This window comes from Streptomyces sp. NBC_00659 (assembly GCF_036226925.1).
In the GTDB taxonomy this organism is placed as follows: domain Bacteria; phylum Actinomycetota; class Actinomycetes; order Streptomycetales; family Streptomycetaceae; genus Streptomyces.
This window is the reverse complement of the sequence record NZ_CP109031.1, coordinates 6020620-6032059: the sequence shown is the minus strand read 5'-3', so window position 1 is coordinate 6032059 and position 11440 is coordinate 6020620. Positions and strand designations below refer to the sequence as shown.

General features: G+C 71.1%; 10 protein-coding genes. 4 read left to right on the top strand and 6 right to left on the bottom strand.

Features of this window, described 5'->3' with window-relative positions; translation table 11 throughout:
* Positions 1-156: 156 nt before the first annotated feature.
* A complete protein-coding gene (locus tag OG410_RS26425; RefSeq protein ID WP_329301420.1) occupies positions 157-2193 on the bottom strand; it encodes a thioredoxin domain-containing protein in 2037 nt (678 codons plus the stop codon).
* Entirely contained in the window at positions 2174-2758 is a 585-nt protein-coding gene (locus tag OG410_RS26420) for an ArsR/SmtB family transcription factor (protein ID WP_329301419.1), read from the bottom strand. The genes OG410_RS26425 and OG410_RS26420 overlap by 20 nt, the downstream gene beginning before the upstream one ends.
* Positions 2759-2850: 92 nt before the next feature.
* Between OG410_RS26420 and OG410_RS26415 the strand changes: the two genes are divergently transcribed.
* Together OG410_RS26415 and OG410_RS26410 are read left to right on the top strand one after the other, a co-directional pair.
* A complete protein-coding gene (locus OG410_RS26415; RefSeq protein WP_329301418.1) occupies positions 2851-3312 on the top strand; it encodes a hypothetical protein in 462 nt (153 codons plus the stop codon).
* A 77-nt stretch (positions 3313-3389) separates the two neighbouring features.
* Positions 3390-6584 (top strand): tetratricopeptide repeat protein, encoded by a 3195-nt coding sequence (locus OG410_RS26410; RefSeq protein WP_329301417.1) that lies wholly within the window; start codon positions 3390-3392, stop codon positions 6582-6584.
* Between the two features lie 341 nt (positions 6585-6925).
* Here the strand turns inward: OG410_RS26410 and OG410_RS26405 are convergent, their stop codons facing one another.
* Positions 6926-7177 carry a hypothetical protein gene (locus OG410_RS26405; protein WP_329301416.1) on the bottom strand — a complete coding sequence of 84 codons (252 nt, stop codon included), beginning with the start codon at positions 7175-7177 and terminating at the stop codon, positions 6926-6928.
* Positions 7170-8030 (bottom strand): mycothiol conjugate amidase Mca, encoded by an 861-nt coding sequence (gene mca, locus OG410_RS26400; RefSeq protein ID WP_329304256.1) that lies wholly within the window; start codon positions 8028-8030, stop codon positions 7170-7172. The genes OG410_RS26405 and mca overlap by 8 nt, the downstream gene beginning before the upstream one ends.
* 171 nt (positions 8031-8201) lie before the next feature.
* Between mca and OG410_RS26395 the strand changes: the two genes are divergently transcribed.
* Both OG410_RS26395 and greA read left to right on the top strand, forming a co-directional pair.
* Positions 8202-8600 (top strand): DUF4307 domain-containing protein, encoded by a 399-nt coding sequence (locus OG410_RS26395; protein ID WP_326785818.1) that lies wholly within the window; start codon positions 8202-8204, stop codon positions 8598-8600.
* Positions 8601-8834: 234 nt separating this feature from the next.
* Complete coding sequence (gene greA / locus OG410_RS26390) at positions 8835-9332, top strand: transcription elongation factor GreA (RefSeq protein ID WP_326785819.1); 498 nt, start codon at positions 8835-8837, stop codon at positions 9330-9332.
* A gap of 147 nt (positions 9333-9479) precedes the next feature.
* Here the strand turns inward: greA and OG410_RS26385 are convergent, their stop codons facing one another.
* Complete coding sequence (locus tag OG410_RS26385) at positions 9480-10337, bottom strand: ABC transporter permease (protein WP_329301415.1); 858 nt, start codon at positions 10335-10337, stop codon at positions 9480-9482.
* On the bottom strand, positions 10334-11368 hold the full coding sequence (locus OG410_RS26380) for an ATP-binding cassette domain-containing protein (RefSeq protein WP_329301414.1): 1035 nt from the start codon (positions 11366-11368) through the stop codon (positions 10334-10336). The genes OG410_RS26385 and OG410_RS26380 overlap by 4 nt, the downstream gene beginning before the upstream one ends.
* Between the last annotated feature and the right edge of the window lie 72 nt (positions 11369-11440).

Below are 11440 nucleotides of genomic sequence, written 5' to 3'. Positions count from 1 at the left end.
CCGTCGTGACAGCACGTCATGGCTGTCACGACCCCACGCAGAAGCTATGGGCGATCTGTGAAGGACACGGGTTGCTCCGATGAAGAGCGTGTTTCATCATGCTCGGCCAAATTGCCGAACAAATCGTTCTCTGGGGGCGTTTGGACCGGTTGGGGGTTACGTGTTTCGGCCGTTCAGGACCTCGCGAAGCCGGTCGGGATCGGTCGTCGGGATGTCGCAGACGAAGTTACGGCAGACGTACGCGGCCGGCTTCCCGTCCACCAGCGGACGGCCGGCGAGCAGCGGCAGCTCCTCACTCTCCGGCACCCCCACCGCCACGACGGCCCCCGGCGCGGTGCCCAGAAGTGCCGCACGCCGCAAGGCCGTTGTGGCCGCATCGCCCGCCTCGCCCACCACCGCGACCTCTCGGGGACCGTCGAGGAGCGCCTCGGCCACCGCGAGCCCCCACCCGATGAAGCGGGGCGCCCGGGGCCCCAGCGCCTTCACCACGCCGAGCGCCCGCTCGGCGGCGGTGCGATGCGGTTCCGCGCCGGTCTGCGCGCTGTACGACAGCAGCGCCCCGGCCGCCGCGCTCCACCCCGAGGGCGTCGCGTTGTCGGTGGGATCCTGCGGGCGGCGGATCAGCCGCTCGGCGTCGGCCGCCGTGTCGTACAGCGCACCCGACTCGGCGTCCGTGAACTGCGCGAGGACATGGTCGAGCAGGAACCCGGCGAACTCCAGCCAGACCCCTTCCCCGGTCACGGACGTCAGCGCGAGGAAGCCCTCGGCGACGTCCGCGTAGTCCTCCAGCACCCCCGCGTGGGCCCCGGCCCGGCCGTCCTTGCTGGTACGGACGAGGCGCGCCCGGTCGTCCATGTGCAGCCGTACGAGCAGGTCGGCGGCGCCGATCGCAGCCTCCACCAGGTCGGGGCGGCCGAAGTAGGCGCCGGTCTCCGCCAGGGCGGCCACCGCGAGCCCGTTCCAGGCGGCGACCACCTTGTCGTCGCGCCCCGGGGCGGGCCGCCCGGCCCGTGCCGCGAGCAGCCGCTCCCGTACCGAGGCGAGCCTCTCGGCGTCGAAGATTCCTTCCTGCTGCGGCAGTTGCAGCACGGAGGCCCCTTCCTCGAAGGTGCCCTCCTCGGTGACCCCGAAGTACCGCGCCGCGAACTCGGCGTCCGCGTCCCCGAGCACCTCACGCAACTGCGCCGGCGTCCACACGTAGTAGGCGCCCTCGACGTGCCTGCCGGTGCCGTCGTCACTGTCGGCGTCGAGCGCGGAGGCGAACCCGCCCTCGTCGGTGCGGAGTTCGCGCACCAGGAAGTCCGCCGTCTCCAGCGCGACCCGCCGCGCGAGCTCGGACCCGGTGGAACGCCAGAGATGGGCGTAGACCCGGCAGAGGAGGGCGTTGTCATAGAGCATTTTTTCGAAGTGGGGGATCACCCAGTCCCGGTCGACGGAATAGCGGGCGAATCCGCCGCCCAGCTGGTCGTAGAGACCGCCGCGCGCCATCCGCTCACAGGTGTCCACGGCCATCTGAAGCGCGCCCTCGGAACCGGTCCGCGCGTGGTGGCGCAGCAGGAACTCGATCACCATGGACGGCGGGAACTTGGGCGCACCGCCGAATCCGCCGCGCGCCGCGTCGTAGTCCCGGGTGAGCCCGAGCAGCGCGCCGGCCAGCTCCTCCTCGCCCGGCACCCGGCTGTCCCCGAAGGACATCTCCCGCTCGGCGAGATCCCGCGTGATCTTCCCGGCGACCTCGGCGACCTCGTCCCGCCGGTCGCTCCAGGCGGTCGACACACCCTCCAGCACCTGCCGGAAGGAGGCCATGCCGTGGCGCGGCTCGGGCGGGAAGTAGGTGCCGAAGTAGAAGGGCTCGGCATCGGGGGTGAGGAACACGGTCATCGGCCAGCCGCCCTGCCCGGTCGCCGCCTGCACCGCCTCCATGTAGACGGCGTCGACATCCGGCCGTTCCTCGCGGTCGACCTTGACGCTGACGAAGTGCTCGTTCAGATAGGCGGCAGTCGCCTCGTCCTCGAAGGACTCGTGGGCCATGACATGACACCAGTGGCAGCTGCTGTATCCGACGCTCAGCAGAACGGGCCGGTTGCTTCTGCGGGCCTCGTCGAAGGCCTCGGCCGACCACGGCCACCAGTCGACGGGGTTGTCGGCGTGCTGGAGCAGATACGGGGACGTCTCATGGGCCAGTCGGTTCACCCTGCCACTCTCCCACGGCGTCCGGGACGGCGTAGAAGCGCAGATGCACCGGGCGCGCCCCGTCGGGGGCGTCTTCACGAGCGTGGCCGTACCGGTCCAGGAGCGCCCGGTACTCGCGTACGAAGTCCAGGAGTTCTTCCCTGGTCATCCAGTTGCCGGAGCGCTGGACCTGGGCCCACCCCTCGGGCCCCGCGTACTCCTTGTGCGCCCGGAGGTACAGCCCGGTATCCATCTCGATCTTCAGGCGCGCCACGCCCTCGGCGGCCGCGAGCTCCTCAGGGGCCATCGTGGCCGGATCGGGTGTGGTGTGACTGAACGGCAGGGCCCGCCACCAGCGTTCACGGCCGCCCGACTTCTCCGCGATCTCCTCGATCAGATGCTGGTCGGCCAGCTTGCGCAGGTGGTAGCTGGTCGTGCCGGAGCTCTCGCCGAGTTCCCTGGCGAGCACGGTCGAGTTCGCCTCGCCGTGCCGGCCGAGGTAGTCGAGGATGCGGCGGCGCAGCGGGCTGCCGAGGGACTTGTACAGGGCGGTGCGTTCGAGACCGGTCAGCTCGGGGTCGGGCATACGGACACGGTATCTCCGGCCCACCTCTTCCACAGAACTAGTTCTGCAGAATTTTCTTTGCAGAAATTCCTCTGTGGTTCTATCGTGGAGGCATGAAGACGAATCGCGCCGTCATGCGAAGCGACTGGGCTCTGGTGCTGCTCGGTGTCATCGCCGTGGCGCTCGTGCCGTGGATGGTGCTCCTCGTGCGGACGCTCCCGGCGAGCACCGAGGTGCGGAACTGGCAGGTGGCCTGGGCGGGACTCGACGTGCTGATGGCCACGGGCTGCGCGGCGACCGCCGTGCTGGGGCTGCGCCGCGATCCGCGCGCCCGGCTGACCGCCTCGGCGACGGCCGCCGTCGCGGTGCTCGACGCCTGGTTCGACATAACCACCGCGCAGCCGGGCGCCCCTCTGGTCCAGGCCCTGGCCTGCGCGGTGGCGGAGGCGGGACTCGCCTGCGCCTGCGTGTTCCTCGCTCTCTCCAAAGGCCGCGCCCCACGCGATGAACAGCCGGAGCTCGTGCGTCCGAGGGGGCGAACTCCGGAGCCGGGCACACGCGATCGCGGCGAATGATCGACGCCCCCTCGCGTTCGCGTCCCGGCCGAAGGACACTCGTAGGCCAGGGAGTTGCTGCCGGAGGGGGACGTGACATGCGGGACGGCCATCGGGCGGAGGCCGAGCGGCTGTTGGTCCGGGCCGTCGAGGAGGAGGTGCGCCGCTCAGGGGGGCGTGCGGACGGGACGGCGTTACTGTCCCGGACGCGGGCCTCGCTCGACGCGATGGCGGAGACGGCCGCCGAGGAGTACACGGCGTACACACGGGCGCTGGACGAGTCCGAGGCCGGACGGCTGACCTTCGGGCAGCGGTTCGCCCGCGAGGGATCCGGAACTCCCCTGCTGGTGGCCGCGGTCGGCGCGCTCGCCGCCGTCGCCTGCGACCTGGCCCTCGGCACCGGCGCCGGCACGGCCGTCGGCACCGGAGCGACGGTGGCCGTGGCGGGCGCGACCGCCACCGTCCTCAAGGTGACGGCCTCGCACGTACCCGCCGCGAGCCGCCGCGCCGGAGCCCTGGGGCAGCCCGGCGGCCCCGAGCAGTTGCGCCTCCAGTGGCTGACGGCCCTGGAAGTACGGGGCATCCGGCCGTTCCTCGACCAGCAGCGGGTGCTCACCGCCACCACCGGCGCCAAGAAGGGCGCCCCCCAGCTGCGGCGCACCGACAAGAGCGCGGCCGCCCGCCGGCGCAGCGTGCTGGAGCAATCCTTCGGCCAGCTCCCGGAACAGGAGGGCCCGTTCACCGGGCGCCGCACGGAACTGTCGCGGATCGCGCAGTGGGTTCACGCGGCCCGCGCGAGCACGGAGACGAGACCGACGGTCGTCGTGCTGCACGGCGCCCCCGGCTCCGGCCGCAGCACCCTCGCGGTCCGGGCGGCGCACGCCCTCAAGGACCAGTTCCGCGGCGCGTGCGTGGTCGACCTGCGGAGCGACAGCCCGGACGATCCGCCGCTCACCACCCGCGACGCGCTCCTGCACCTGCTGAACCGGCTGGGCGCCCCGCGCGAACAGCTCCTCTTCCGCGAACGCTCCTCGCAGGACCAGCAGGTCAAACGACTGAGCGAGCTCTACCACCAGCATCTGACCGGCCTGCCCGTGACGATCGTGCTGGACGACGCGAGCGACGCCGAGCAGGTACGCACCCTGGTCCCCGAGCGCTCCGAGAGCCTGGTCCTGGTGACCGCGCGCAAACCCCTCGACCTGCCCGCCGGTCTCTCCGCCTGGGTGCACCAGCTCCCCGTGGAGGCACTGGACGCGGCAGGCTCCGAGGAGCTGCTGACCGCGGCGGCACAGGACGCCTCCGGTCCGTACGACGCCGAATCATCCGACCTGATACGGGAGTTGTGCGGCGGTCTGCCGCTGGCGCTGCGGGTCGCGGGCTCCTCGCTCGGCCCCCGCACCCCGCGCGCCCTCGCCGGCGACCTCGCGGCCTACGGCCCGGTGGAGCCCGTCGAACGGGTGCTGTGGCTGCGCTACACGGACCAGTCGGACACGGCGCGCCGGCTGCTGCGCCGGCTGGCCCTGGCCGGCCGGGCCTCGCTGGGCGCGGCAGCGGCGGCGTCCCTGCTCGCGACGGACGAACCCGAGGCCGTCCGTCATCTGACCGACCTCTCCCGGGCGGGTCTGATCGACCACGTGCGTGGCAGCCGCTACCGCCTGCACGATCTCGTGCGGACCTTCGCGGCGGCCCGCCTCCTCGACGAGGAGGAGGCCTCGGAGCGCACGGCGGCGCAGGAGCGGCTGATCGTGAACTACGCGGAACTCGCCGATTCGGTGATCCGCCTGGTGGACGGCCGGACGTCGACGCGCGCCGACCAGTTCGGGCCGCAGGGCTTCACCTCCCTGGACGCCGCGCTGCGCTGGCTGGACGACGAGTCGAGCTTCATCACGGCGGCCCTGCGGCACGCGGAGGGGGTGGACCAGGCGGCGGTGCTCCATCTGCTGGGCGCTCTGTGCGACTACTGCCTGCTGCGCGGCGATCTGTACCGGCTGGGCGAGATCAGCGAGCTGACCCAGGCCGTCGACCAGGGGCTCCTGGTCCGCTCGGTGCAGTGGCGCACGGGTATCGCGGCCCGCCAGCTCGGCGAGCTGGACAAGGCGCGGACGACCCTGGCCGCGGTGGTGGATCTCTATTTCGAGGCCCATCACGACGCGGGGGCCGCCAGGGCGCTGTGCTCCCTCGGCATCACGCTGCACCACCAGGGCACCCTCGTCGAGGCGGCGGCCAAGCTCCAGGAGGCCATGGACCTCCAGGCCTCACCCGAGCTGGCGGCCGACCGCGCCTGGACGATGCACGCGCTCGCGGCGGTGGAACGCGACCGGTCCCGGCTCGGCCGGGCACTGGGCCTGCTCACCGAGGCCCTGGTCCTGCACCGCGAGAGCGGTTCGGTCCACGGCGAGGCCTGGGCCCACTTCCAGCTCGGCCAGCTCGGGCTGCGGATGGGCGACGTACCGCGCGCCGAACGTGAACTGCGCGAGGCGCTCGACCTGTACGGCCGTACGCGCGACGCCCGCGGGGAGGCCTGGGCGCTCACCCAGCTCGCCCGCGCGCGACTCGTCGAGGGCGACCCTTCGGCCGCGGTCGACGGGCTGCGCCAGGCGGCCTCCTCGCACCGCGAGAACGAGGACGCGCGCGGCGAGGCGTGGACGGTGTACTACCTGGGCCAGTCCCTGGAGGAGACCGGCGACCTGGACCAGGCGGTGCGGGAGCTGGAGCGGTCGAGGACGATGTTCTCGCGCATGCGGGACGTCTACGGGCTGGCCTGCGCCCGCCACCACTCGGCCCGCGTGACCCGCGACCAGCGCGCCGCGCAGACGGGCTCCCTGCGGAACTCGGGCTTCGCCCGCCAGCTCCTCGTCGACGCCCGCGCGGACTTCCAGCGCATCGGGGTGGCTCACGGCGAGGCGTGGACGTGCCTGGAACTCGCCGTCGTCGACGCGGGCAACGCCCGTACCCAGCAGGCGCTGTCGCTGTGCGACGAGGCCGCCGGTCTGTTCGCCTCGTACGGCGACCGCCGCGGGGAGGACTGGGCCCGCTTCCTGCGCTGCACGCTGCTCCCCTACGCGGCGCCGGGCGGCCATGAGGTGGGCGCCGCGGTGGCCCTGGAGGAGCTGTCGCAGCTCTCGCGGGCCGGACACGCCACCCGCGACGGCAGGCTGGACGACTTCATCGAGGCGTACCGGCTGCTGCTGGAGCGGGGAGTGGACCTGGACGCCGGCTGGCAGGCCTGGCGGCTGGGCATGGTGCCGGGGCGGCACGCCCGCGAGGTGATGGGCGTGGCCGTGACGACGTGACGTGACCGCGACGTGAGGCGGTCGGCCCCTCGGGTGCGCACCGGAGCGGTCGGCCGGGCTTCGGGGCGGGGTTCCGGACAGGCTTCCGGGCGCGCGCCGGAGCCCGGTGTGTGCCCGGAAGGCCTCACACCGGGGTGCCGGTCATCGCTCACGGCTCCCGCGGGTCCGCGACCTCCCGAGGGTCGCCGGGGGCCGGAGCTCCACCGGTCCACCGGTCCACCGGTCCACGGGTCACGGGTCCGCAGGTCCGCAGACCCACGGGTCACCGGTCCACGGGTCCGCGGGGGGGCCGGACGCACACGGGCGGCGAGCGCCCGGGCTCGGCCCCTCGCGGCGCAGGCTCAGCCCTTCGCGGGAGCCGTCTTCCCGCCGGGGCCGGAGCCGTCGGCGGACGCCGCCTCGTTCTCGGAGTCCTGCTCGAAGGAGACCTTGCCCATGTGACGGTTCATGGACTTCATCAGGCCCCAGACGGCCAGGGCCATCACCGCGAAGACGATGAAGCCGAGGACGCCGGGGGTGACCTTGTTCTCGTCGACCTCCTTGGCGAGGGGGACGAGGTGCGTCAGTGCCAGGCTTGCGCTCATGTCAGGCATTGTCGCGGATGCCCGCAAAGAGGTCGGCCTCGGGGAGGGATGTGTCCACGAGGGACTTCGCGAGCTCGTACTCCTCGGTCGGCCAGACCTCCCGCTGGATGTCCATGGGGACCTTGAACCAGCCGCCGTCCGGGTCGATCTGCGTGGCGTGCGCGATCAGCGCCTTGTCACGGATCTCGAAGAAGTCCGCGCACGGAACGTGTGTGGTCAGCGTGCGCTCGACGCGCTCGAACTCGCTCCAGCGCTTCAGCCAGTCCGCGTACGGCGACTCCATCCCGCGGTCCAGGAGCGCGTGGTGCAGCGCCTCGGTGCGCGGCCGGTTGAAGCCCTGGTTGTAGTACAGCTTCCGCGGCTGGAACGCCGGCCCGAACTCGGACTCCGGGTACTTCTCGGTGTCCGTCGCGCCCTCGAAGGCCACCATCGAGATCTTGTGGGTCATGATGTGGTCGGGGTGCGGGTAGCCACCGTTCTCGTCGTACGTGGTGATCACCTGCGGGCGGAACGAGCGGATCTGCTTGACCAGCTCGCCGGCCGCCTTGTCGACGTCCTCCAGGGCGAAGCAGCCCTCGGGCAGCGGCGGCAGCGGGTCCCCCTCGGGCAGACCCGAGTCGACGAAGCCGAGCCACTCCTGCTTGACGCCGAGGATCTCGCGGGCCTCGTCCATCTCCTTCTTGCGTACCTCGTGGATGTTCTCCTCGATGTACTTGTCGCCCTGAAGCTTGGGATTGAGGATGGAGCCGCGCTCCCCGCCCGTGCAGGTCACGACCAGCACGTCCACCCCCTCGGACACGTACTTCGCCATGGTGGCCGCACCCTTGCTCGACTCGTCGTCGGGGTGGGCGTGCACGGCCATCAGTCGCAGCTGGTCAGTCAAGACTCAATCCTCGGTCGGTCGGCTGTCGCCTGAGTCGGTCGGCTGTCGGCGCCCGGCGTGATTCCGCGCTGCGGGCGGCTTCTATAGTGACGGAATCGGGGGGCGATTAATTCCGGGGTCCGGCTCTGGAACCCGGCCGAGAGGACGATCATGAGTACGGCGAGCACGTTGCCCGAGGGCCGGTACGGCCGCTCCGCGGACGAGCGGGCCGACCGGAAGCTCAGGGTCATCGGCGGTGTCCTGGGCGTCGCCCTGATCGGTGTGGTCGGCTGGTTCGGCTACGACTACATCGCCGGGTCCGAGATCAGCGCGCAGGTGATCACCTTCAAGGCGGTCTCGGACAGCGCGGTCGAGGTGCACCTGGAGGTGCACAAGGACGCCGGCACGAAGGGCTACTGCACGTTGCGTTCGCAGGACGCCGACGGCCTCGAGGTGGGCCGCGCCGATTTCCGCTTCGACCAGGACTCCTCCCGCCTCGACAAGGTGGTCACCCTGCGTACGACGGCGCGGGGCACCACGGCGGAACTCCTCGGCTGCCACTCGGGCTGAGCGGCACCGCAGACCGGGACCCGACGGCATCGGCCCAGGCCGGCGTCACTCTGGGCAACCAGCGCCTGACCCTACGGCCAGGCTGCGGCTGACCTGCGTTGATGCAATTCTGATGTCTTATGTCCTCCCCTCAGAGCCGCTGAATTGTTAGGCTCGTGGTTTCGCCCACCCGTGAGAGAACATCCTTCTGGGTAGGGCGATGCTTTGTATTCCCAGTACCTACGAGGAGCACCTGTGACCCAGACCAGCGAGAACGTCACCTGGCTGACCCAGGAGGCGTACAACCAGCTCAGGGCCGAGCTGGAGTACCTGTCTGGTCCTGCGCGCACGGAGATCGCCGCCAAGATCGCGGCCGCGCGCGAGGAGGGCGACCTGCGCGAGAACGGCGGGTACCACGCGGCCAAGGAAGAGCAGGGCAAGCAGGAGCTCCGTGTGCGCCAGCTGACCCAGCTCCTGGAGAACGCCAAGGTCGGCGAGGCTCCCGCGGCGGACGGCGTGGTCGCGCCCGGCATGATCGTGACCATCGCCTTCGACGGCGACGAGGACGACACCCTGGACTTCCTGCTCGGCTCCCGCGAGTACGCGAGCTCCGACATGGAGACGTACTCTCCGCAGTCGCCGCTGGGCGCCGGAGTGAACGGCAAGAAGGTCGGCGAGGACGCCCAGTACGAGCTGCCGAACGGCAAGCTCGCCTCGGTGAAGATCCTCAAGGCCGAACCGCACCGGGGCTGAGCCCGAGACCGGCGACGACGATGCCCCCGGCAGCACGCCGGGGGCATTGCCATATCCGCGTCGAGGGCGGCGCCGGCGTCACGCCGTCTTCGAGCGGTACCTCACACCGCCGCCGAACGGCAGCTCACGCCGTCGCCGAACAGCACCTCACGCCGCCGCCGAGCGGTACTTGCGGACGGCGAGCGTCCGGAAGATCACCACGATCAGGACCGAGTAGATCACCGAGGCCCACACGGAGTGCCGCATGGGCCAGGCGTCGGACGTCGACACGCCCGGGTTGGCGAACAGCACCCGGCAGGCCTGCACGGTGGCGCTGAACGGGTTCCAGTCCGCGACATGCCGCAGCCAGGGGGTCATGTTGCTGGTGTCCACGAACGCGTTCGAGATGAACGTGACCGGGAAGAGCCAGATCAGCCCGCCGGAGGTGGCCGCCTCGGGCGTCCGCACGGACAGGCCGATGAGCGCGCCGATCCAGGTGAACGCGTACCCGAGCAGGAGCAGCAGCCCGAAGGCCCCGAGGACGCGGAACGCGTCGGTGCTGCCGTTCGAGCCGACCCGCCAGCCGACCATCACGGCGACCACCGCGAGAACCAGCAGGGTCAGCGCGGTCTGCACGAGGTCGGCCAGGGTGCGGCCGGTGAGCACCGCGCCCCGCGCCATGGGCAGCGACCGGAAGCGGTCGATGAGGCCCTTGTGCATGTCGTCGGCTATGCCCGCTCCGGCGCCCGCGGTCGCGAAGGTGACGGTCTGGGCGAAGATGCCGGCCATCAGGAAATTGGTGTAGTCGGTGGCGCTGGTGCTGCCGCCGATCTTCATGGACCCGCCGAAGACATAGGTGAACAGCACCACGAACATGATCGGCTGGATCAGTCCGAAGATGACCATCTCGGGGATCCTGGACATTCTGATCAGGTTCCGCTTGGCGATGACCAGGGAGTCCCGGATGGACTGGTAGACCGGGTTCGAGGGTGCCGTGACCCGCACGGCGTCGCTGACGGCGCTCACTTCGCGGCCTCTTTCCCGCTCTTGTCGCTCCGGGCGTCCTTGCCCTTGCCGCCCCGGCCGTCCCCGGAACCGCCGTTCTCCTCGGCCTTCTCCTCGGCGACATGGCCGGTGAGCGAGAGGAAGACGTCGTCCAGGGTGGGACGGCGCAGGCCGATGTCGTCGATCTCGATGCCGCGGGTGTCCAGCTCGCGGATCACCTCCGCGAGGAGCTTCGCGCCGCCGGTGACGGGCACGGTGAGCTTGCGGGTGTGCTCCTCGACCGTCGTCTCGCCCTTGCCGAAGCCGCGCAGCACCTCGGAGGCGGTCGCGATGTGCTCGCGCTCGTGCACGACGACCTCGACGCGCTCGCCGCCGGTCTGCGCCTTGAGCTCGTCGGCCGTGCCGCGGGCGATGACGCGGCCGTGGTCGACGACGCAGATGTCGTGCGCGAGGTGGTCGGCCTCTTCGAGGTACTGGGTGGTCAGCAGCAGCGTCGTACCGCCGGAGACGAGCTGCTTGATGACGTCCCAGAGCTGCTGGCGATTACGCGGGTCGAGGCCGGTCGTGGGCTCGTCCATGAACATCACCGGCGGTGACACGACCAGGGCCGCCGCCAGGTCGAGACGGCGTCGCATGCCGCCCGAGTACGTCTTGGCGGTGCGGTCGGCGGCGTCGGCGAGGTTGAACTGCTCCAGGAGTTCGTCCGCGCGGACCTTCGCGTCCTTCGCCCGCATCTGGTAGAGCCGGCCGACCATCTGGAGGTTCTCGCGGCCGGTCAGGTATTCGTCGACCGCCGCGAACTGCCCGGAGAGGCCGACCCTGCGCCGTACCGCGTCGGGATTCTTGAGCACGTCGACGCCCGCGACGACGGCCTTGCCGCTGTCGGGGCGCAGGAGGGTGGTCAGACAGCGGACCGCGGTCGTCTTGCCCGCGCCGTTCGGCCCGAGCAGGCCGAGCACGGTGCCTTCCGGGACATCGAGGTCGACGCCGTCCAGAGCCCTTACGTCACCGAAGGTCTTCACCAGGCCTTCGGCGTATATGGCGCCTGGCATGAGTGGTCTCCACGTCGTTGGGGATTTTCGGATGTGCGCGTGCTTTCGGATGTGCGCGTACTGGGGACTTGT